Annotated in this window: 22 protein-coding genes; 12 read left to right on the top strand and 10 right to left on the bottom strand. The window is 61.3% G+C overall.

Annotation, left to right across the window (positions count from 1 at the left end; all coding sequences use genetic code 11):
- Positions 1–42: 42 nt before the first annotated feature.
- From HYT87_11900 to hslV, 9 genes are all read right to left on the bottom strand, one after another.
- Positions 43–1,017 (bottom strand): hypothetical protein, encoded by a 975-nt coding sequence (locus HYT87_11900; GenBank protein ID MBI2060464.1) that lies wholly within the window; start codon positions 1,015–1,017, stop codon positions 43–45.
- A gap of 23 nt (positions 1,018–1,040) precedes the next feature.
- Positions 1,041–2,018 carry an aldo/keto reductase gene (locus HYT87_11905; GenBank protein ID MBI2060465.1) on the bottom strand — a complete coding sequence of 326 codons (978 nt, stop codon included), beginning with the start codon at positions 2,016–2,018 and terminating at the stop codon, positions 1,041–1,043.
- A gap of 86 nt (positions 2,019–2,104) precedes the next feature.
- Positions 2,105–3,280: a PAS domain S-box protein gene (locus HYT87_11910; protein MBI2060466.1), complete on the bottom strand. Its 1,176-nt coding sequence runs from the start codon at positions 3,278–3,280 to the stop codon at positions 2,105–2,107.
- A gap of 114 nt (positions 3,281–3,394) precedes the next feature.
- A complete protein-coding gene (locus HYT87_11915; protein ID MBI2060467.1) occupies positions 3,395–4,594 on the bottom strand; it encodes an argininosuccinate synthase in 1,200 nt (399 codons plus the stop codon).
- Positions 4,594–5,505, bottom strand: coding sequence for an ornithine carbamoyltransferase (gene argF / locus HYT87_11920; GenBank protein MBI2060468.1), 912 nt, complete (start codon positions 5,503–5,505; stop codon positions 4,594–4,596). Before argF ends, HYT87_11915 begins: the two co-directional genes overlap by 1 nt.
- Complete coding sequence (locus tag HYT87_11925; GenBank protein MBI2060469.1) at positions 5,486–6,730, bottom strand: aspartate aminotransferase family protein; 1,245 nt, start codon at positions 6,728–6,730, stop codon at positions 5,486–5,488. Before HYT87_11925 ends, argF begins: the two co-directional genes overlap by 20 nt.
- Positions 6,727–7,611, bottom strand: a complete 885-nt coding sequence (gene argB / locus HYT87_11930; GenBank protein ID MBI2060470.1) for an acetylglutamate kinase — start codon at positions 7,609–7,611, stop codon at positions 6,727–6,729. Before argB ends, HYT87_11925 begins: the two co-directional genes overlap by 4 nt.
- Positions 7,612–7,621: 10 nt before the next feature.
- On the bottom strand, positions 7,622–8,968 hold the full coding sequence (gene hslU / locus HYT87_11935) for an ATP-dependent protease ATPase subunit HslU (protein MBI2060471.1): 1,347 nt from the start codon (positions 8,966–8,968) through the stop codon (positions 7,622–7,624).
- A 41-nt stretch (positions 8,969–9,009) separates the two neighbouring features.
- Positions 9,010–9,543, bottom strand: a complete 534-nt coding sequence (gene hslV, locus HYT87_11940; GenBank protein MBI2060472.1) for an ATP-dependent protease subunit HslV — start codon at positions 9,541–9,543, stop codon at positions 9,010–9,012.
- A gap of 102 nt (positions 9,544–9,645) precedes the next feature.
- On the opposite strand from hslV, the gene ilvD reads away from it, so the two are divergent.
- The 5 genes from ilvD (at position 9,646) to HYT87_11965 (ending at position 14,192) form a co-directional block, all read left to right on the top strand.
- Positions 9,646–11,340: a dihydroxy-acid dehydratase gene (gene ilvD / locus HYT87_11945; protein ID MBI2060473.1), complete on the top strand. Its 1,695-nt coding sequence runs from the start codon at positions 9,646–9,648 to the stop codon at positions 11,338–11,340.
- A 112-nt stretch (positions 11,341–11,452) separates the two neighbouring features.
- On the top strand, positions 11,453–12,604 hold the full coding sequence (locus HYT87_11950) for an aminopeptidase P family protein (GenBank protein MBI2060474.1): 1,152 nt from the start codon (positions 11,453–11,455) through the stop codon (positions 12,602–12,604).
- A gap of 60 nt (positions 12,605–12,664) precedes the next feature.
- A complete protein-coding gene (locus HYT87_11955; protein ID MBI2060475.1) occupies positions 12,665–13,156 on the top strand; it encodes a hypothetical protein in 492 nt (163 codons plus the stop codon).
- Positions 13,157–13,252: 96 nt separating this feature from the next.
- Positions 13,253–13,672: a hypothetical protein gene (locus HYT87_11960; protein MBI2060476.1), complete on the top strand. Its 420-nt coding sequence runs from the start codon at positions 13,253–13,255 to the stop codon at positions 13,670–13,672.
- 313 nt (positions 13,673–13,985) lie between these two features.
- Positions 13,986–14,192 (top strand): hypothetical protein, encoded by a 207-nt coding sequence (locus tag HYT87_11965; GenBank protein ID MBI2060477.1) that lies wholly within the window; start codon positions 13,986–13,988, stop codon positions 14,190–14,192.
- An 82-nt stretch (positions 14,193–14,274) separates the two neighbouring features.
- Here HYT87_11965 and HYT87_11970 read toward each other — a convergent pair whose 3' ends face one another.
- Positions 14,275–15,684 carry a hypothetical protein gene (locus tag HYT87_11970; protein ID MBI2060478.1) on the bottom strand — a complete coding sequence of 470 codons (1,410 nt, stop codon included), beginning with the start codon at positions 15,682–15,684 and terminating at the stop codon, positions 14,275–14,277.
- 224 nt (positions 15,685–15,908) lie between these two features.
- On the opposite strand from HYT87_11970, the gene rpmH reads away from it, so the two are divergent.
- From rpmH to HYT87_12005, 7 genes are all read left to right on the top strand, one after another.
- Positions 15,909–16,058: a 50S ribosomal protein L34 gene (gene rpmH, locus HYT87_11975; protein MBI2060479.1), complete on the top strand. Its 150-nt coding sequence runs from the start codon at positions 15,909–15,911 to the stop codon at positions 16,056–16,058.
- Positions 16,039–16,404 (top strand): ribonuclease P protein component, encoded by a 366-nt coding sequence (gene rnpA, locus HYT87_11980; GenBank protein ID MBI2060480.1) that lies wholly within the window; start codon positions 16,039–16,041, stop codon positions 16,402–16,404. Before rpmH ends, rnpA begins: the two co-directional genes overlap by 20 nt.
- Complete coding sequence (gene yidD / locus HYT87_11985) at positions 16,401–16,631, top strand: membrane protein insertion efficiency factor YidD (GenBank protein ID MBI2060481.1); 231 nt, start codon at positions 16,401–16,403, stop codon at positions 16,629–16,631. Before rnpA ends, yidD begins: the two co-directional genes overlap by 4 nt.
- The gene (gene yidC / locus HYT87_11990; GenBank protein ID MBI2060482.1) at positions 16,628–18,220 is read left to right on the top strand and encodes a membrane protein insertase YidC; all 1,593 of its coding nucleotides are present in this window, start codon (positions 16,628–16,630) and stop codon (positions 18,218–18,220) included. Before yidD ends, yidC begins: the two co-directional genes overlap by 4 nt.
- Before the next feature lie 3 nt (positions 18,221–18,223).
- Positions 18,224–19,513, top strand: coding sequence for a hypothetical protein (locus HYT87_11995; GenBank protein MBI2060483.1), 1,290 nt, complete (start codon positions 18,224–18,226; stop codon positions 19,511–19,513).
- 138 nt (positions 19,514–19,651) lie between these two features.
- Positions 19,652–20,452, top strand: coding sequence for a methyltransferase (locus tag HYT87_12000; protein ID MBI2060484.1), 801 nt, complete (start codon positions 19,652–19,654; stop codon positions 20,450–20,452).
- A 9-nt stretch (positions 20,453–20,461) separates the two neighbouring features.
- Complete coding sequence (locus HYT87_12005) at positions 20,462–21,466, top strand: GHMP kinase (protein MBI2060485.1); 1,005 nt, start codon at positions 20,462–20,464, stop codon at positions 21,464–21,466.
- Positions 21,467–21,470 lie beyond the last annotated feature (4 nt).

Genomic DNA, 21,470 nt, shown 5'->3' on the forward strand with positions numbered 1-21,470 from the left:
CTACCGCTTGGTAGCCGCGGGCTTTACGCCCGCGTCCTGAATTCAGAAGCTCACGGCGGCGCCCAGGCGAAGTGAAATTAGGTCCTCGTCCAACCCCACGGGAAACGCCACGCCCCATCGCACGAGCCATTCCGGTTCCGGAGCCCAGAAGAATCCGATGATCGTGCTCATGCCGGGCGGATACTCCACCTCCTTGGCGAATTCGGCCCCGGCATCGAGGTTTCCCGTGAGATTCTTTCGAACGGCCAGCGAGAATCCCCACTCGAAAACTCCCATGGGAACACGCGAATCGCACGTTGCCGTATCGAGTGGTGCGTGCCGCCGCGGCGCTCCCGGCAGTGCATCTTGGTAGGCGCGGACTTCAGTCCGCGATATGGACGCACCCCTAAAGGGTGCGGCTACCGAAGCATCCTGGGTCGGTCCTGCGCAGGCAAGATGGGCGAAAACGGAAGCGCCCATATTGGCGGCGAAGAGGAACCCGTCGGCGGAGGTTCGGCTCAGAACAAGGTGAAAGATTCCTCCCGGCCCCGATCCCAGGGTCTTCATGGCGTAGGCTGTGGGCACATCGATTTGCGCCGCCACAGCAAGGCGGAATGGAGGGGATTCCGGCTTGGCCACGATGTCGGCCAGTCGGTGTCGGCCTCCGATGGCGAATCCTTCGAATACACCTTGGGCCAGATCCAATCCTTCGGCAGGATTCGTAAGCCAGTGGAGATGCGTCTCGAGGTGGAAATCTTCGGAGAGACCTCTGATGTAGACAGGGGCGATTTCGATGCGCTGCCCCGTGGAGGGACCCAACTCCGGCCGGAAGTAGACCGCTTGAGTGGAGAAGACATTGGCTCCCGGGTGCACGGTATCCGCCGTGGCGGTGGCGAAGAAGTTCTGACCGTGGTGGGCGTGGGCGGTCTGAAGATGCGTGAAGAGTGACGCGTGAAGAGTGATGAAGAGCGTGATGAGAGATGAGTGATGAGTGATGAGATAGGACCAATGCCTGGCGTCACTCCCGCGGGGTTTCACCTCACGCCTCACCCATCACGTATTTATCCCCTGCCCCACGTGGCCAACTGCTCGTACGGGTAGCCCATCGGGATCGCGCTCGCCTCGTCGAGACGGGCAAGGCCGTCTGCGTCAAGCTTCACATCCGGAGAATACAGGTTCTCCTTCGCCTGCTCCAGCGTTCGCGCCCCCAGGATGGCGCTGGTCACCCCAGGCTGGGCCATCACCCAGGAGAGCGCCACCTGAGAAGGGGTGGCTTTCCGCCCTTCCGCCTCGGACTTCAACACGTCCACGATTTTCCCATTCCGCTCCGAGAACGTTTCCAGCTCTTGCTTCCGGCTCCAGCGGGCGTCCTGCGGACCCTCCCCCGTGGCACTGTATTTCCCCGAGAGAACGCCACCCGCCAAGGGACTCCACGCGATCACCCCGAGCGCTTCAAAGCGGCAGAGCGGTAGAATCTCCCTCTCGATGTCGCGGCAGAGCAGGCTGTACTGCGGCTGGAGGCATTCCAAACGCTCCCACCCCCGTTGTTCGCTCCGTGAGAGCGCCTGGGCGAGATGCCAGGCCGCCAGATTCGACGCGCCGACATGGCGCGCTTTCCCCTGCCGCACGAAATCATTCAGCGTGGAAAGGACCAGATCAAGCGCGGTCTCCTCGTGCCACATATGGATCTGGTATAGATCGATGTAGTCGGTTCGAAGCCGGCGCAGGCTTGCATGGAGGGCATCGTAGAGGTGCTTGCGTGAAAGACCCATGTCGTTCGGGCCGTCGCCCGTGCGGAACCGGCCTTTCGTCGCCAGGACGATCCGATCCCGCCGGCCCTTCAGGGCGTCCCCGAGAATTTCCTCGCTTCGGCCGCGCGCATACACATCCGCGGTGTCGATGAAGTTGATCCCCTTTTCAAGGCAGAGATCCAAGATCCGGAGCGATTCCGCTCCGTCGGTCTCCCGTCCAAACGTCATCGTGCCGAGGCAGAGGGGCGAGACTTTCAGCCCGGTTCGGCCGAGCACTCGGTATTCCATGATGAGGTCTTGTTTACGCCAACGGGGCGGTGGATTCAACCCATCGGGTGAGTCCGCGTGACGCGGGCCGCTCAGGTTGTCGAACCCTAAAATCGAGGGAGACAAATGGTAAACGTCGTCCCCTTCCCCGGCTCGCTCACCACGGAAACGTCTCCGTTGCACCGGCGAACGATCCCGAACACGGTGGCCAGCCCGAGTCCGGTCCCCCCGGCCGAGCCCTTGGTGGTGAAGAACGGTTCGAAGAGATGCGCCTGCACCTCCGGCGTCATGCCCGTCCCGGTGTCGGTCACTTCCACGCGGACACAGGGCGCCCTCCCCGAATCGTCTCCGGCGCGCAAGACGTGATGATCCGGTCCTCCCTCCCGCGACCTCACCACGAGTCTTCCGCCATCGGTCATGGCGTCCCGCGCATTCAGGGCCAGATTCATCAGGATCTGTTCGACCTGCGCCGGCTCCATCCGCACGGAGCCCGCCTTCTCATCGAGATCGAGAACAATCTCGATCTTCCCGCGGAAAAGCCGTCGAATCGTCTTTTCAAACCCCGCCAGGACGTCGTTCACGAGGACGGTTTCCTGGCTGCTTCCGCTCCTTCCACCGAGTGCCATCAGCCGCTTCGTGAGATCCTCGGCCTCACGCGTCGCCGCATCGATGGCCTCCGCCTCCTTGCGCGCGTCGGACGAAAGATCATCCCGAGAAAGGAGCATCTGATTGTTCGTGGAAATGGCGGTCAGCAGGTTGTTGAAATCGTGGGCCAACCCCGCCGCAAGGCGACCGAGTGTGTCCATCTTCTGTGCCCGGAAGGCGTCTTGCTCCGCCTTTCTGCGGGCCGTCATGTCCTCGATGATGCCCAGGCCGAGACGCTTGCCGCCGGGGGCCGTCACCGCCGCCGCCCAGAGCCTCATGTCGATGGTCGCGCCACCCTTCTTGACCCGGCCGGGACCATCGACCTGGATGAACTCGCCCCGCATGGTGGCCGCCAGGTTCCTTTTGAACTCCTCCAGCCTCTCCGGAGGAACAAGCGGATTGGGCCGACCCAACACCTCATCGGCGGACCAACCGAAGATGCGTTCCGCCGCCGGATTCCACAACCAAACCCGGCCCTCCGCATCCACGCCCACGATCGCCAGCGGCGTTGCGTCAACAACCTTTCGGAAAAACTCGCCTCCCTCCTCGTCGGCCCCGCGGCCCGGTCGGACGGCATTCTCCTGCCCAGACGCCGACGCCATCTTGTCCAGCCATCTCCGCATGAACCCGATTCGCACCTTCTCCCGATTCTCCTTCGTGGTAAATATCGTTCCCCACGCACCCGGAATACATGACCTCGGACAGGAAAAGTTGCTTTTCCCCCCTGGGCGTCAATACCTACGGCCAGGCTGTCAGCGCCGAAGGCGGGCGAGGGAGCGGAGGCGCATGGACTGGAGCTTGATGAAGCCGGTGGCGTCCTTGTGCTGGAGCTCGAAGGCGGTCTCAAACGAAGACCATTTCGGATTGTAAAGGCTTCGAGCCGATTTGCGGCCCGTCACCCGCACCCCGCCTCGATAAAGTTGAAGTCTCACCGTGCCGGTCACATTGACTTGCGTTTCGTCCACCGTCTTCTGCAGGAGCTCCCTTTCGGGCGCAAACCAAAAACCATAGTACACGCACTCCGCGTATTTCGGGATCAATGAATCCCTCAGTCGCATGACCTCACGATCCATGGTGATGTGCTCCAGCGCGCGGTGGGCCGCGAAGAGAATCGTTCCCCCCGGTGTCTCATACACGCCGTGCGACTTGATTCCGATGAACCGGTTCTCGACAACGTCCGATCGCCCGATTCCATGTTTCGCGCCCAGGTCGTTCAGGCGTCCCAGCACCCCCTCGGGCGAAAGCGGGCGGCCGTTCACCGCCACGGGATCTCCACGTCGGAAATCGATGGTGATGTTTTCGGGTCTGGACGGCGCCTTCCAAGGCGATGTCGTCCATTCGAACATGCTCTCCGACGGCTCGTTCCACGGGTCCTCGAGAATTCCCCCCTCGTAGCTGATGTGGAGCATGTTGCGATCCACGCTGTACGGCTTCGACGCGGTCACGGGCACCGGAATCTTTTTCTCCGCCGCGTATCGGATCAGGTCCGTCCGCGACGTGAACGACCACTCTCTCCACGGCGCAATGACCTTGATCGCGGGATCCATCGCGTAGTAGGTCAATTCGAACCGCGCCTGGTCGTTCCCCTTTCCCGTCGAGCCGTGCGAGACGGCGTCCGCGCGTTCGGCCCGCGCAGCGAGCACCTGGTGCCTCGCGATGATCGGTCTCGCTATCGAAGTCCCCATGAGATACGAGCCTTCATAGATGGCCCCGGCCCGGAACATCGGAAACACGAAATCCCTCACGAACTCACGGCGAAGATCCTTCACCATCACCTTGGAGGCGCCCACCGCTTTTGCCCGCCTTACGGCGAGGGCCAGATCCTCCTTCTGGCCGATGTCCGCCACAAAGCACACCACGTCGCACCCGTACGTATCGATGAGCCACCGGAGGATGACGGAGGTGTCCAATCCTCCCGAATACGCCAGCACCACCTTGCGCACTTTTTCCATCAACGTAAGCCTCCAAAAAGTCGTTCCAGGATCGCCTTTTGCACGTGCAGCCGGTTTTCGGCTTGGTCGAAAACGATCGATCGGTCGCTTTCGATCACCTCCTCCGTGATTTCCTCCCCGCGATGCGCGGGGAGACAGTGCATGACGAGCGCGTTTGGACCGGCGGCACGCACAATCTTCTCATTGATCTGGTATTTCCGAAAGGCCTTCAACTTCTTTCCCCGGTCTTTTTCCTGCCCCATGCTCACCCACACGTCGGTATACAGAACGTCGGCCCCCTCCGCCGCGCGGACGGGGTCCCGCTCAATCCGTACCGCCCGGCCATTCTGTTTCGCGCATTGAAGGACGGCCTTGTCCGGCTCGAAACCTTTGGGGCACGCCACGGTCAACTTCATTCCGTAGAGCGCCGCGGCCTGCGCCAGGGTGTTCGCGATGTTGTTCCCATCCCCGATGTACACCAGTTTCGTCTCCGCGATTATCCGCCCGCGCTCGACCAGCGTGAACAGATCCGCCAGGATTTGGCACGGGTGGAGCGCGTCCGTGAGCGCGTTCACCACCGGAACCGAGGCGTTCCGGGCAATTTCTTCCAGAGTTGACTGCGCGAAGGTACGCAAAACGATCCCGTCCACATATCGACTCATGATACGGCCGACATCCCGCGGTTCTTCGCCCCGGACCAGGTGCGTGTCCTGCCCGCTCAGGAAGATCGGCGTTCCACCCAGCTCGTGGATGCCCACTTCAAAAGAGACCCGCGTGCGCGTGGAAGCCTTCTGGAAGATGAGCGCCACGCTCTTCCCTTCCAGGGGGCGTTCATGCTTCCGGCGATTCTTCTTGAAATGAGTCGCCCGGGCGAAAAGGTGATCGAGATCCGCCGCCGGCAGATCGTCCAGACTAAGCAGGTGCCGAGCCACGTTCTTTCTCCGCCTGCCGGATGGCCTCTTCCAAAATCTTGATCGCGCGATCGACCTCGGCCCGCTTCACGTTGAGCGGCGGCACCAGACGGACGACCCGGTCCTGAACCACCGTCACCAAAAGTCCTTCCTCCAGGCACATCGCCGCCACGGGGCGAGCGGGAACGTTCAACTCCACCGCCTGGATCATTCCGATGCCCCGGACGTCCTGCACCGGCGGAATCGCGCGCAAGCCCTCGAGTTTCTCCCGGAGGTACGCGCCCATCTGCCGGCTCTTCTCGAGAAATCCGTTCTCCATCAGCTTCCGGAACGCCCAAAGCCCCGCCTGCGCCACGAGCGGGCTGCCGCCCATCGTCACCGCGTGGGACCCCGGCCCCAGAGCGGAGGCCAGTTCGGTCTTCGCGAGCATGGCCGCCATGGGGAGCCCCCCCCCCAGGGATTTCCCCAGGGTCAGAATGTCCGGCTCCACCCCGAATTGCTGGTACGCAAACAGTTTTCCCGTCCGCCCCAGCCCCACCTGTACTTCATCGAAGATCAGGAGCGTCTTTTTCTTGGTGCACATCTCCCGCACTTTCCGTAGATAGTCTTCCGACGGCATCACAACGCCGCCCTCGGCCTGAACCGGTTCCATCATCACGGCCGCCGTTCGCATCCCGAGAATGGCCTCAAGCGCCACAAGGTCATTGAAGGGTACGTGGAAAAACCCGGGCACAAGCGGCTCGAATCCTTTGTGATACTTCACCTGGCCTGTGGCCGAGAGCGACCCGAAGGTCCTCCCGTGGAAGGAGTTGAACAACGCTACGATTTCATATTTCTCGTCGCCGTGGGTCTCTTTCCCGTACTTGCGGGCCAGCTTGATCGCCGCCTCGTTGGCCTCCGTGCCGCTGTTGCAGAAAAACACTTTCGATGGGAAAGAGGCCTTGACCAACTCCTCCGCCAGTTCCGCCTGCGGCGCCGTGTAGTAGAGATTCGACACATGGGCAAGCGTGGCGGCCTGCTGCTTGACCACGTCGGCAAATCCCTCCGGCGCGTGCCCCAGCGACATCACGGCAATTCCGCCGACAAAATCGAGGTACTTCTTCCCATCCGCATCCCACACCCAGCTTCCCTCGCCCCGCACAAGAGCGATGGGAAACCTGGCATAGTTCGGCATCAGGAAGGCATCGGCCTTCTGGATGATGTCGGCCCGCGTCAGTTCCTTGGTCGATCCGCTTGGAGGACTCATTTGGAGAGGATCTCCGTCCCCACGCCCTCGTTCGTGAATATCTCCAAGAGGACGGCGTGGGAGATCCGTCCATCCACGATGTGGGCCTTCTTCACGCCATGCGACACGGCCTCCAGGCAGGCGTTCACCTTCGGGATCATACCGTCGCGAATGACATTCTTCTGGAGCAGCTTCTGGATCTCCCCGCGGCGCAACGAGGGGATCAGTTCTTCGTTCTCGCCCAGAATGCCCCGCGTGTCGGTCATCATGATCATCTTCTCGGCCTGAAGCGATTCCGCCAGACGCCCCGCAACCACGTCCGCATTGATATTGTAGCTTTCCCCCTTCGGCCCCACGCCCACGGGAGCAATGACGGGGATGAAATGGTCGCGGTGGAGGGCCGTGAGCACCTCCGTGTTCACACCCGCGACCACGCCCACCTGGCCGAGATCCACTTTCTTTCCGTTCACTTCCTTCGTCATCTTTCGGGCCTTGATGAGGTTGCCGTCCTTCCCCGATAGGCCGACCGCCTTCGCTCCCGCCAGGTTGATCTGCGCCACAATACGCGAATTGATCTGCCCCAGCAGGACCATCTCCACCACGCTCATGGCCTCCGCATCCGTCACGCGCATGCCGTCTACAAACGAATACTGGAGCTTCATCTTGTCCAGCGCATCGCTGATCTGCGGCCCGCCGCCGTGAACGACGATCGGGTTGATCCCCACAAATTTCAGGAGCGAGATGTCCTCCGCAAAATCCTGCTGGAGGGCTGGATCCTCCATCGTGCGACCGCCCAGCTTCACCACAAACGTCTTGCCCCAGAATCGGCGGATGTACGGAAGGACCTCCACCAGCACATCCGCTTTGTGGCGGACGGATTCAGGAATTTCACCCACGCTCATCCCACGCACTCTACAAAATATATCGCGAAAGATCCTTATCTTTGAGAATTTTCTGGACGCGATCGAGCACGTACTCAGCCGTGATCTCCACCGATGTTCCGGACAGGCTCGGCCCCTCGAAGGAGATCTGTTCGAGCACCTTTTCCAGAATCGTGTGCAGCCGACGCGCCCCGATATTCTCCGTCCCTTCGTTCACCTGCTGCGCGATGGCGGCGATCTGTTGAACGGCGTCGTCCCGGAAACTCAGATGCAGGCCTTCCGTTTCCATGAGGGCCACGTATTGCTTCACCAACGCATTCTCCGGCTCGACGAGGATCCTCTCGAAATCCTCCTTGCCCAGCGACGACAGTTCCACGCGGATCGGGAATCGCCCCTGGAGTTCGGGGATGAGGTCCGAGGGCTTGGTCGAATGGAAGGCGCCGGCCGCGATGAAGAGGATGTGGTCGGTTCGAACCATCCCGTACTTCGTTGATATGGTCGAACCCTCCACGATGGGAAGAAGATCCCGTTGAACACCCTCTCTCGACACGTCCGGCCCGTGCCCTTGGTCCCGGCCCGCGATCTTGTCCAGCTCATCCACAAACAAAATCCCACTCTCCTCCACGCGACGCACAGCCTCCTTCGACACCCTCTCCTGATCCACCAGACGCTGGGCCTCTTCCGTTCGGAACATCTCCACCGCTTCGGCCACTTTCACTTTCCGGCGCCGCGATTTGCGCGTCAGGATGTTTCCAAACACGTCCTTCAGATTGAGATCCACCTCTTCCATCCCGCCCGGGGTGAACATCTCCACAATCGGCAGGGCGCGATCCGTCGCCTCCACGTCCACCATCCGCTCGTCGAGCTTTCCATCGTGGAGCAGACGTCGCATCTTCTCCCGGCTGACCTCGTAGGTTTCCGCCGTTTCTTCGGGATCACCGTCCTTCTTGGCCTTGGCTTTCGGAGGCAGCAGGAGATCGAGCACGCGCTCCTCGGCGATCTTCACGGACTTTTCCCTCATGGCGGCGATCTCCCGCTCCATGAGACTTTTCACGGTCATCTCCGTCAGATCGCGCACCATCGATTCCACGTCCCGTCCCACATAGCCGACCTCGGTGTACTTCGTCGCCTCCACCTTGAGGAAGGGCGCGTCCGCCAGTTTCGCGAGCCGCCGCGCAATTTCCGTCTTGCCCACGCCCGTCGGTCCGATCATCAGGATGTTCTTCGGCGCCACTTCATCCCGCAGGGGACCCCGCAACTGGCGACGGCGCCAGCGGTTCCGGAGCGCGATGGCGACCGCCCGCTTCGCGTCCTTCTGACCGATGATGTATTTGTCCAGTTCCGTCACGATCTCCGACGGTGTGAGAGCCTCCTCCATCCGCCCCGGTGTTCGCGGCAGTTTCACAACAACGTCCGACATCAAAGCACCTCGATCTGAACCTGGTCGTTGGTGTAGATGCACATGTCGGCGGCAATTTTCATCGACTCGGCCACGATCTCCTTCGCCCCGAGAGCGGTATGGGCCAACAGGGCGCGCGCCGCGGCTCGAGCGAACGGCCCTCCCGATCCGATGGCGAGCACGCCGTCGTCCGGTTCGATCACGTCGCCCGTTCCGGAGATGATAAACGATCGCTCCTTGTCCGCCACGCTCAGGAGCGCGTCCAGACGCCGAAGCACCCGGTCCGTCCGCCAATCTTTTGCGAGTTCGACGGCGGCGCGCGTCAGATTGCCTCGGTACTCCTCGAGCTTGGCTTCAAACTTTTCGAACAGAGTGAACGCATCGGCCGTCGTGCCCGCGAAACCGGCGAGGACGCGGTCGTTGTACACTCGTCGAAGCTTCTTCGCGCCGTGCTTCATCACGGTCTGGCCCATCGTGACCTGTCCATCAGCGGCCATGGCCACCTGTCCGTTCCGGTGCACGCAGAGCACCGTGGTGTGTCGAAATCGCTGCATCGCTGCGCGCGATTCTAGCACTACTGCGCCGCTTTTCTAGGGACTTCACTCCCACCGGGGATTTGAAAAGCCCGATGCGCAGGTGTATGAGTATTTCTCTCGATGGGAAAGAAAACACCGAAACGCGCGCACGGACTCAAACACCGGAGCTGGATCGTGAGCGAAGGCCCGGAGCGGGCGCCGCATCGCGCGATGCTCCACGCCGTCGGCCTGACCGACGAAGACATTGCCAAACCGTTCGTCGCCGTGGCCAGCACCGGGAATGACGTCACCCCCTGCAATCTCCATTTGAACCGTCTGGTCTCCAAAGTCCGTGAGGGCATCACTTCGGGCGGCGGTACGCCCTTCGAGTTCACCACCATCGCGGTGAGCGACGCCATCTCGATGGGCCATGAAGGCATGAAGGCCTCGCTCGTCAGCCGCGAAATCATCGCCGATTCCATCGAACTCATGACCGTGGCCGAACGGTTTGACGCGCTGGTCACGATTGCCGGCTGCGACAAAAGCCTGCCCGGTTCGGTCATGGCGCTGGCGCGCCTCAACGTGCCCGGCGTGTTCATCTACGGTGGAACGATTCTGCCGGGAAGGATCAACGGCAAGGCCGTCACGGTCCAGGATGCCTTCGAGGCCGTCGGCGCGTATTCAAAAGGACAGATGACTCCCGAGGCGCTCAAGACCATCGAGCGTCTCTCGTGCCCCGGTCCCGGTTCCTGCGCGGGCATGTACACCGCCAACACGATGTCCTCCGCCGTGGAGGCGCTGGGCATGGCCCTCCCCGGCACGGCATCCATTCCCGCCGTGGATTCCCGCCGCGATCAAACTTCCTTCGAGGCCGGAGAGGCCGCCCTAAATCTGCTGAGGCTGAATATCCGTCCGCGCGACATTCTTACCCGCAAAGCGTTCGAGAACGCGATCGCCGTGGTGTCTGCGATAGGGGGATCGACCAATGCGGTGTTGCACCTTCTCGCCATCGCGCATGAGGCCGGAGTCAAACTCGCCATCGACGATTTCGATCGGGTCAGCCGCCGCACCCCGCATATCGCGGACATGCGGCCGGGCGGCCACTACGTCATGGCGGAACTCGACCATGTCGGCGGGATTGCTCTCGTGATGAAGCTCCTCCTCGACGCCGGTGCGCTGCACGGCGATGTGTTGACGGTCACCGGGAGGACCGTCGCGGAAAATCTCAAGAATGTTCAGGCACGGCCGGACCGCACGATTGTTCGTTCACCCTCGTCCCCATTCAGCCCCGCCGGCACGCTGGTCATTCTCAAGGGGAACCTGGCGCCCGAAGGGGCCGTCATGAAGATCGCCGGCAAGAACTACGGCGTCATCACCGGTCCGGCGAAAGTCTTCGACCGGGAAGAGGATGCCTTCGACGCCATCTCGCATCAGCGGATCAAAGCGGGCGACGTGATCGTCATTCGGTACGAGGGGCCGAAAGGCGGCCCCGGCATGCGCGAAATGCTCGCGGTCACGGCAGCACTCGTCGGTCAGGGCCTCGGCGACAAGGTCCTGCTGCTCACGGACGGCCGATTCTCCGGCGCCACCCATGGCCCGATGATCGGCCACGTGGCCCCCGAGGCCGCTCGGGGCGGACCCATCGCCGCGGTCAAGAACGGCGATCGAATTACACTCGACCTCCCCCGCCGACGGCTCGATGTCGATCTCAGCGCCGCACAGTTGAAGAAGCGCCTCAAGACCTGGAAGCCTCGGCCCATTCCGTTCGCCTCCGGCGCGCTGGCCAAGTATTCCAGGCTCGTTTCCTCCGCCTCCCTCGGCGCCATCACCGGGTAGCGACCCCCTCGTGCCCCGAGCCGCACTTTCCGCATCATCGCGGACATCCCCTTGCCGAGGATGGCATGGGGCCATGATATGTCGCCGCGCCCAGGATGGCGCGGCATAGACCATGGCCTGTCCGCCGACAAAGTCGAAAGTACGGCCGGCGTCACGCCGAGCCGCACGGGTCATCATCGCCGCGGGCGAGCACGACTCCGATCTCTACTACGCCACCCGGTTCCTCACCCCCGACCCCTTCACCTTCATCGAAATCGACGGGCGCAAGACCATTCTCCTGAATGAACTCGAAGTCGATCGGGGAAAGAAGGAAGCCTCGGTGGATCAGGTGCTCTGCACCACCGAGCTGATTCGCAAGGGCGCGAAGGGATTTCTGGAACCTCTCGTCGCGTTCCTCAAGAGGGAACGGATTCGAAAGGTCGTGGTGCCCCACACTTTCCCCCACCTCCATGCCGTCCGCCTCGCTTCACGCGGATTCAATGTGAAACCCGACGAATCATCAACATTCTTCCCGACTCGACTCGTCAAGCGCCCCGATGAAATCGCCGCGATCCGGGAAACCCAGAAGGCCATGGAATCGGCGGTTCAGAAAGCCGTGGATCTGCTTCGAGAGGCGCGGATCGAGGGCGATACAATCCGCCACGACGGGGAGGTCGTCACGTCGGAACTTCTGAACCGGATCATGGACCTTCACCTCCACGAAATCGGCTTCCTGGCCCAGCACACCATCGTAGCTTCAGGGCCCGATGCGTGCGATCCGCACTGCCGGGGCGCGGGGCCGATCCGACCGCATCAGGCCCTCGTCATCGATATTTTTCCCCGTTCAATCCGATCCCGGTACTACTCGGACATGACTAGAACATTTGTTAAAGGTCGTCCCTCTGAAGATTTGACACGATTATATGATACTGTACTTGAAGGACAGAAAATGGGGCTCGCCGCCGTTCGTCACGGAGCCGGGGGGCGGAAAATTCATCAGTCCATCCAAGCCTACTTCAATTCGAGGGGTTACAAGACGGGCGTGATCGAGGGACGCATGCAGGGATTTTTCCACGGCACCGGACATGGTCTGGGCCTCGACATCCACGAGCCTCCGAGGCTTGCGAAAATAGGTCAGCGACTGGTTGAGAACCACGTTGTCACCGTGGAGCCCGGCCTCTACTACCCGAGGATCGGTGGCGTTCGCATCGAGGACACCGTCCTCGTCACCCGCGACGGCTGCGACAACTTCGCCACCTTCCCCAAGGACTTCCTCATCCCCTGATGGGAGCAATGTCGCCGGTACGTATTCCCCTCGATTCGCCCGGTTGACAATCAGACGAACATGCGGAACCATGCCGTGACCGTGAGCAATTCAGCAAGAGTGAGGGTCTATCCGGTACGATCGACCAAGCAGTTGGAGGAACTGTTGGTCCGAACTCGATTGAACTTCTTCAAAGGCAAGGATGAGTTCTTGCTCCCATTCGACGACGGCAAGGGAGCGGTTATCCAAGTGTTTGTACGCTACGCCAAGAAAACCAACGCCGTATATTGCTACACCCGGGATCTCGACCGCCTCAGGTCTGACGAGGACAGGGGAAATCCAAACCTTCTGAAACAGTACAGGTGGCTGCTTCACAAGAATTACAATGCGGTAACGGGCACGTATGGACGCAAGGACGCTGATGGAGAGGTGGTCGCAAAATCCACGTTGCCGCTGGATGGCGGCGGCATTTCGACCCGACAAATGAAGCGCCACCTTCTTGCGGTTGTCGCCAGAGCAGTGACCTACCTCCGCGAAAAGACGTCCGGAAAATGGAATCCTCTCCCATCCTAGGTGTCGGCTTCCCCCTCTCAACATAGCTTTGGCAGGTTGGCCCGCCGACGAGCATACTTCAAGGGCATCCGATACTGCTGTCATCACTACTGGCAAATGAATGTACTAGGGCAGCCAGGCGTTTCGGTCAAGAAGGAAAGCTCCGGTGATGACGTCACACTGGAGGAGATCCTTGACCATGTCCATAACGATGGCGAGAGCAGATTCACTTCAATCACGACATCCGGAAAAGTGGCAAGGGGCTACGCCCTTTGCGGAAAAGAATGGCATGGTGTGATCGTGACCGCACTGCCCGACTCTGGTTCGATCTTGGATCCGCTGCCTATTCTCAAGAAAGCCATCAAGAATCCAAACGTCGATCGCCGAACGCTTCTGAGGATAAAGGAAGCCATGGAAAAAGTCACAAAAGACAGGGAACTGTTCGTCAAAGACGGTCTCCTTCCCTCACAAATCATTTCAAGGAGGATTGTTGGATCTCGCGCCCAGCCTGCGCTAGAATGTGAGGGAAATGGATAACTCGTCACATCGGAACCAAGATCTTGAGACATATTTCGATCTCATAGAGCGTCTGCAGCAAGGCACCTCGCGCCAAGATCGAATTGACGTAGCCCGGCATCTCGTTTCACTCCTGCGGTCGAGATCGATTTCGGTGAGAAGAAATGCCAAGTACAAACTGCGTGAGGTGTTCAGTCCACAAAAAGGTCTGCCGTCAAAGTGGAGTCCATGGGGACCTCCGCAAGAAGCTGAAATCGTGTGGTGGGAGAAGCACTTGCATTCAACAAATAGCGCCGGCGCCGTTGGCCGGAACGATGGGGTGGAGGCTCCGCCGATGAACAAACTGGATTTTCGGATTGATTCGACGGAGATCGGCCGCCCGGAGGGAACCGAAGCACCTTACAAGAGGGCTGACATCAAGCCCAATCGGATGCCTGGGCTTCAGAAGTCTCGCATTCCTTCCACCGATTCGTTCGACAGGGAAACAATGGCCGTCAACACTTTCCACAATCGATTCCCCTCCGAAATGACTGCCGCCTGAGAGCTGAGAGCGGCGAACGTTCCTACGCCGCGTCGTCCGCTTCAAAAGGCGGCGAGGACAACGGAAGGAATCCTCATCCAGGCTATGCGTCGTGATCCTTGATGCGGTCTTGGGCATAGAGGCTCCAGAGGCTTTTGGGCTCGGCCTCGGCGGCCTTCTCATACCACCCCTTCGCCGTCGTCCAATCCTTCTTCCGGGCGTACAGGTCGAGGAGCAACGCGAGGTTGTAGAGGGCCCTCGGGGAGGTGGAATTCTCCACGAGGCCTTTGTACTTTTGCGTCAGCGCTTCCACTTGGTCCGGCTTCGGCCTCTGGGCCGCATAGGCCGGTTCATCCAGAAGCAGATCCCATCGCGGCCCGATATTCTGCTTGAACACGCGGTAGGTCGCGCCCGTCAGCGATTTGTTTCCCTTCGTCACCCCCGACATCCAGGTGATGTAGTCCGTGAGAAACCGCTCCGCAAACTCCTCGAAGGAATCGAACGAGATACTCTCCTGCTGGTAGAAGGTTTCCAGAGGACCCTTCAGCCGGGTCTTCCGCTTATCCCTCTGGATCTCGATCCGGAACTTCTGCTCCCGTGACCGGAGTTCCGCCAGGTCTTCCCGCGCCATGCGCCCCTCCTCGCGCCGGCGTTCCCGTTCCTGAGTGTCCACCTGATCGATGAAGGAACGAACCTCCTCCTCCTTGCGAACGGCCGCCATGGCCGTCACCACCGCAAACTCAATCGGCTTGGCCCCAACAATCGGAAGCACGAGCGCTTCAATTTTTCGCTTCGTATAAAGTACGCCGCCGCGCTCTCCATCATACGGAGCCATCATCAGCGGAAGAGGCGCCTGTTTGAATCTCCGATCGAACTGGATCAGCTCTCGATACGCATCAAGCGATTTTCGTCGCCCGGTCCATCTTCCATCCAGGAGTGCGCTGAAGAACATTCCGTCCGTGGCAGATCGAGCGGCCGCGCGCAGGGTCTCGAATCCATCCATCCAGTCCCGGGGCCGGTCCGGATGCCGGCGGGTATATTCCGCCCACTTCAAACACCAGTCGTGAACCAGGAATACCTCCGGTGGACCGTCTTTCAACTCGGACTTCAGCTCCGCCGCCACATCCTCCGGACTGAGGCCGGCAACCCAGCCGAAATCCATGAGGAGCTTCTCCTCCTCCTCGAAATCACCGCCCGCGCCGATCCGCTGGCGCGTTAAAGCCTTGAACGCATCCCACAGCTTGGTGCCGTTAAGGTAGAACCGCTGGCGCCGGTAGCGTTCGATTTCCGCGATCTTGTCTTCACGCGCATGGAGGAGTTTCTGGCGTGCCGGGTCCGGGCCGGTCTCCTTGCCGCCCAAGATGGATTTCAGCCCCGTCTGCGGCTTGGGCAGCGACTCCTCCTGGGCTTTCAGGCGGACCACTTCCGACTCCAACTTGTCGATTTTGGAGCCGAGGTCCTTGAAGGACGAGACGAATTCGTCGAGCGCGTCCTGAACGATTTCCAGACTCACGGAACCGTTGTTACCAGACCGTTCGATCAAGTCAAGCCGGCCGGGGACGGCGCGGTCCTTGCCGCCTCACCATCCGACCCATGGACCATGCGACATGCGGTCCGTCCTGGACCGCTTCCTATCATGGTCCCATGCCATCCTGAGCATGGGATGGGCGGCAGCCGAACGGCAAGGGCCTCCCCAGTCTTGCAGTTCGTTCGGAGGGAGTGTATAAGAGCTCGATTGTGAAAAGAACATTTCAGCCCCACAAGAAATCGCTCAAACGCACGAGCGGATTCTTGACGCGCATGAGCACCACCGGAGGCCGTCGGGTTCTCAAGCGGCGGCGGCAGAAGGGCCGGCATCGACTGACGGTTGAAATCTACCAAAAGTAGCTCTCCCCATACCTTCTCCAAACGCTACCGGCTTTCTCTCCAGCGGGATTTTCGCCATGTCTTTCGAAACGGACGGCGGTTCGATTCGGAATGGGCGGTGTTTCTGGCCTCTCCCAACGGTCTCGACCACGGGCGCCTGGGGATCGTGGTTCGACGCAGACTCGGCAATTCCGTGCGGAGGAATCGCATGAAACGGCAAATTCGAGAATGGTTCAGGCACAGTGGAAAGGATCACCCATTGGATTGGGTGGTCATTCCAAAGCCCGGCCTCTCCGTGCTGGAGACACCGCGCCGGATCCGTCTCGCCTTCGGGAAGCTGCTGGCTCCCCTCCTGAACGTGCCATGAGAACCATTCTTCTCGTGCTCATCGAAGCGTACCGAGCCGCGCTGTCGCCTTTTCTGGGCTCCGCCTGCCGCTTCTACCCCAGTTGTTCCCAATACGCGGGCGAGGCCATTCAAGAGTTCGGCGCCTGGAAGGGTGCCCGCCTCGCCATTCGCCGCGTCCTCCGATGCCATCCTTTTCACCCCGGCGGCTACGATCCGGTCCCCGATCAGGGAGCACCCCGTCCATGAAAACAGACACGCTGCGGCTCGTTCTGGCCGTGGCCCTCTCCGCCGCGGTTCTTTATGTATGGACGCACTACTTCTATCCACCCCCAAAGACGCCCCCGGCAGCTAGGCCCACCGCGGCGGCCCCGGTCTCCCCATCGGCTCCCGCGGCCTTAACCCAGCCCGCCGTGCCCTCTCCGGCTCTCGCGGCGCCCGTTCCCGGTCCCGCCGAGCCGACCGGAAGGCTGCTCACCGTGGATACGCCACTCTACACGGCCACCCTCTCAAGCGTGGGACCGCGCATCACTCGCCTTCAACTCAAGAAATATCCGGAGTCTCTCGATCCCGGATCGGCGGGTGTGGATATCATTTCGCAGACTAACCACGGCGCCGGCGTGCGGTTCCTCTGGACCCCGATCGCGGAGCCGCTGGATTTCACCGGACCCGAGCGACCCGTGCGCGTCGGTCCCGGTCGCGCCGAAGTCGTGGAATACCGCTGGCAGTCCAGCCAGGGGCAGGCCCTGCGACTCGCCCTCGAATTTGATCCCCAGAGCTACGCCATCAAGGCCCGCCTCATCGAAGCCGCGGGATTCGCTCCCGGTTCCGGTCCATCGGGATTGACTCTCGCCGCCTACAGCCCCACCGAGGCCAAGTCGAAATCCCGCACGTCCTATCACCGGCCCGCGGCCCGACTCGGCGATAAAGTCCGGCGCGAGTGGAAGGATCTGGAAAAGGCCCTGACCTACGAGGCACAGCACCATCTCGGCTGGATCGGGTTCGAGGAGCTCTATTTCCTCCAAGCTTTCTGGCCGCTATCCGCACCCGGCCCTTTCGGCGCGAAGCGGGAGGGAGCACTGGGCAGCGTGTACGTCTCCAGCCAGCCGGGACCCACCGGGCCGGCGGCCGTCTCCATCTTCCTCGGTCCCAAGGATCGCGAAATTCTCAAATCCTTCGACATTCATTTGGAGCAAGTGATCGACCTCGGGTGGTTCCAGGTCTTCGCCGTGCCCTTCTACTGGATGCTCAAATACCTCTACAAGTTCGGACACAACTGGGGCCTGGCCATCATCATCCTCACCGTCCTCATGCGGCTCGTCCTCTTTCCCATCAACCACCTCAGCTACAAGTCCATGAAGCGGATGCAGGACGTCCAGCCGCTCATGAACCAACTCCGGGAACGGTACAAGGACAAGCCGGACGAAATGAACAAGGCGCTCTTTGCCCTGTACAAGACGCACAAGATCAACCCCCTGAGCGGCTGCCTTCCGATGGTGGCCCAGTTCCCCATCTTCATCGCCCTGTACAACGTGTTGATCAACGCGATCGAGCTCCGCCACGCCCCGTTCTACTTCTGGATTCACGATCTGTCCTCGAAAGACCCCTACTACGTCACCCCGATCATCATGGGCGCCACCATGTACATCCAGCAGTTCATGACGCCCACGACCCCCGACCCCCGGCAGAAGATCATGATGTATCTGATGCCCGCCGTATTCACCTTCATGTTCATCAATTTCCCCAGCGGACTCGTGATCTACTGGCTCATCAGCAATGTCCTCGGCATCGCCCAGCAATTTCTCATCTACCGCAAGCGCACTCCGGTGAAGGCCTGACGGATGACCGTCCGCGGGATCGCCGTCTCCGCCCTCGCGGTTCTCGCCCTAGGCCCGGCGTGCAACGAAAAAAACTGCGAAGAGATTCCCGCCGCCGCATTCGGAAAACCCACATCGCTTGCCTTCTCAAAAGACGGGGCGCGTCTCTTCGTCGTAAACGGCAACGGCGACCGCCGGTATTGCCAGGCGTTCCTCAGCCTCTTGAAGGTGAGTCCGGACGATCCCGCCACGCTTGCGTGGGATAGGCAGGTAGCCCTCCCCGGACTCCCCGGTGATCTCCGCGCGTCGTCCGATCCCGATCAACTTCTTGTGCCGACGCTTCTCGACGAGGGTGACATCGTTTCCGGCAAGCTCCTGATTCTCGGCCCCGACGCGACCGTCTCCCAGTCCATCCCGACCTCCCGCGGCCCCTTCTGGACGACTCTGGTTCAATCCACAGGCAGCGATCCCCGGCTTCTCCTCAGCAGCCTCCCCGATCAAAAAGTGGACCTCCTGAGATCCAAGTCCGGAACATGGGAGATCGAAGAAACGATCCTGTTGAACTCCGCTCTCTTCCGGTCGGGCCCCGTCAACATCGGCGCCGGCGGCCTCCCCTTGCCCGAGCGGACGGCTCTTCACGCCCATGCCGACCGATCATGGCTTCTCATTGCAGACAGCGCGATCTACGCCTTCCCGTTGGGCGAGGGCAAGACCACGCCCCGAGGGGTCCTTTGGATCTATCCCCTTGACCCGCGCGATCAGCTCTTTTGGGCGTTCGTCGGCCTGCGGCCGCGCAGCATCGCTGTGGATGAATCGCGCTCCATCGCCTACGTGACGAACCTCGGGGGATCGACCGCGCGTGGAGACATCTCCCTTGTCGACCTGACGCCGCCGACCGACGACTCCCGGACCTTCTTCACGCTGAATCTGGGTTCGACGCAGACCGCGCCGCAGGGAATTGTTCCCGCCTCAGGGTCCTCGCCCTACGAACTCCTTCTCGCCGACGATGGCGACACACTCTTCGTCTCGGACCTCAGGGCGCCGCGCGTCTACGAAATCGACCTGACCCCCTTTCACGCCTCCCTGCGCGAAACCGGCTCGTCCACCCTCCAGCAGTGGTCCGAACTGATCGCGGATCGTGGAGAGAACTCCGTGGACTACTTCCCGGCGGCCACTCCGCATTCCTTCCCCGGCCGCGGCGCCGCCTTCCTCGCCTACCACGCCGCTTCCCGCCGGCTCGCCGTCAGTGATCCCTCGGGCGACCGGATCGAGATCTTCTCCCGAACGACAACCGCCGGCGCCCATCTCCCCTGAACCCCGCATGCCCGTCCTGCCGGCTCAGACCTCAACATGCACCGTCGTGCTGACAGTCAACGGGTTCCCGTGGTAATGTAGTCCCGCACAGATGGCGGTGGGACTTATCCTTAGGTAGGCGGGTCGGAGGCGCATCCCTTGCAGATCTCCCGATGGGCCACATTCCTGTTGAACTCCGGTCGAGCGGAAATCCAAAGCCATCTGAAGAACGCCATCATCCGAAGATTGAGGCCCCTCCCGGTCCGGGCGCGCAGCTTCCAAACCTCGGCTTGCTTCTCCGCGGATGACGATATCTCGGGCCCATCGGACGACCTCCTTACGCTCGGCATCGAGGCCGCGCAGCGAGCCAAGGGTATTCGCCTCGACGAACTGGCCGGCCGAAGGGGAGCCCTGCCCTACCTCAATACCTGGCCCGGCGAGCATTACCGCCTACTGGCCGCGATCGTCCAGATCCTCAAGCCGAAGCTGGCGATCGAAATTGGAACGTTCACGGGACTGTCCGCCCTGGCCATGAAGGCGTTCCTGCCCCTGGAGTCCACCTTGGCCACCTTCGACACCGTGGACTGGAGCTCCCATCCCGAATACGTCCTGCAAGAGGATGATTTCATGGGGGGGCGGTTGATACGGCACATGGATGACGTGAGTGATCCGGCGGTATTTCCGAAATACCGGGACCTCTTCGCGCGCGCCCAGCTCATTTTTGTGGACGCGGCGAAGGACGGCGTCATGGAGTACAAGCTGTGGAACAATCTTCAGACCCTGAAGCCCGCCGGCGCCTGTCTCCTTATCTTCGACGACATCCGTCTGTGGTCGATGCTCCGTTTTTGGAGGCAAATTCCCCTGCCTCGGCTGGATCTGACCTCTTTCGGACATTGGACGGGGACGGGCCTGGTCGAGGTGCGAGGCCGCTACCAACCCCTCGCTTCACTTCCGCACTGACCCGGCATCATGCTGATCACCCAAACCCCCCTGCGCGTAAGCTTTTTCGGCGGCGGAACGGACCAACGTGAATTCTACCGTCACACACAGGGATGTGTCCTCTCCACCACCATCGACAAGTACCTCTACGTCATCCTGAAAGAGCGGTACGACAAGAAATTCGTCGTTTCCTGGTCGCGCAAGGAGTCCGTCGAATCGCTCGACGAAATCCAGCATCAACTCGTGCGCGAGGCCCTCCGCCTCACGACCCTCGGCCCCGGCATCGAGGTCGTCACCGTGGCGGATATCCCTTCCGAAGGCTCGGGCCTGGGTTCATCGAGCACTCTCACCGTGGGACTTTTGAACGCCTTCTGGCAATTCCAAGGGGAAACAAAGACGCCGGAAGAACTGGCCAGACAGGCCGTCATGATCGAAGCCGACATTCTCCGCAAGCCGGTGGGCAAGCAGGATCACTACGCCGCCGCTTACGGGAACCTGCGCACCCTCACCTTCTCCCCCAACGAGACCGTCACCGCCGAAAAAGTGGCCCTCCCGGAACCCACCCGGCGTCGTCTCGAAAACAACCTCCTCCTCTTCTACACCAACCGCACGCGATCCGCCGACCCGATCATCTCGGAGCAGAAAGCCAATACCGAATCGAAAAAACCGATCCTGTCGCGCATGCGGGATCAGGTCGCGCTCGCGCAGCAGCTGCTCCAAGGCGGCGACCTCGACGGATTCGGCCGCCTTCTCCACGAGGCGTGGACGCTCAAGAAACAACTCGCCGGCGGGATTACCACGCCCGATCTGGATCGGATGTATCAGACCGCGCTCGATGCGGGCGCCCTCGGAGGAAAAATCCTGGGGGCCGGCGGGGGCGGATTCCTTCTCGTGTACAGCCCCATGGAACGGCAGGACGCCGTGCGCCATGCCATGACCGCCATCGGATACGGCGAGATGCCCTTCCGGTTCGAGCGAGACGGCACCAAGGTGATCTTCAACGTCCGCCGCGATTCCTGGAAGGTCGCCCCGTAGTCCA

Source organism: Nitrospirota bacterium, assembly GCA_016180645.1.
Lineage (GTDB): Bacteria > JACPQY01 > JACPQY01 > JACPQY01 > JACPQY01 > JACPAV01.

Coding starts and splice junctions, on each gene's coding strand:
- yidD (MBI2060481.1), top strand. CDS start 16,401: ATGAGAACCATTCTTCTCGTGCTCATCGAAGCGTACCGAGCCGCGCTG.
- HYT87_11950 (MBI2060474.1), top strand. CDS start 11,453: ATGGCCTGTCCGCCGACAAAGTCGAAAGTACGGCCGGCGTCACGCCGA.
- argB (MBI2060470.1), bottom strand. CDS start 7,611: ATGAGCGTGGGTGAAATTCCTGAATCCGTCCGCCACAAAGCGGATGTG.
- ilvD (MBI2060473.1), top strand. CDS start 9,646: ATGGGAAAGAAAACACCGAAACGCGCGCACGGACTCAAACACCGGAGC.
- yidC (MBI2060482.1), top strand. CDS start 16,628: ATGAAAACAGACACGCTGCGGCTCGTTCTGGCCGTGGCCCTCTCCGCC.
- HYT87_11925 (MBI2060469.1), bottom strand. CDS start 6,730: ATGAGTCCTCCAAGCGGATCGACCAAGGAACTGACGCGGGCCGACATC.
- HYT87_11960 (MBI2060476.1), top strand. CDS start 13,253: ATGAATGTACTAGGGCAGCCAGGCGTTTCGGTCAAGAAGGAAAGCTCC.
- hslV (MBI2060472.1), bottom strand. CDS start 9,543: ATGCAGCGATTTCGACACACCACGGTGCTCTGCGTGCACCGGAACGGA.
- HYT87_11955 (MBI2060475.1), top strand. CDS start 12,665: ATGCGGAACCATGCCGTGACCGTGAGCAATTCAGCAAGAGTGAGGGTC.
- hslU (MBI2060471.1), bottom strand. CDS start 8,968: ATGGAGGAGGCTCTCACACCGTCGGAGATCGTGACGGAACTGGACAAA.
- HYT87_11965 (MBI2060477.1), top strand. CDS start 13,986: ATGAACAAACTGGATTTTCGGATTGATTCGACGGAGATCGGCCGCCCG.
- HYT87_11905 (MBI2060465.1), bottom strand. CDS start 2,018: ATGGAATACCGAGTGCTCGGCCGAACCGGGCTGAAAGTCTCGCCCCTC.
- HYT87_11915 (MBI2060467.1), bottom strand. CDS start 4,594: ATGGAAAAAGTGCGCAAGGTGGTGCTGGCGTATTCGGGAGGATTGGAC.
- HYT87_12005 (MBI2060485.1), top strand. CDS start 20,462: ATGCTGATCACCCAAACCCCCCTGCGCGTAAGCTTTTTCGGCGGCGGA.
- HYT87_11995 (MBI2060483.1), top strand. CDS start 18,224: ATGACCGTCCGCGGGATCGCCGTCTCCGCCCTCGCGGTTCTCGCCCTA.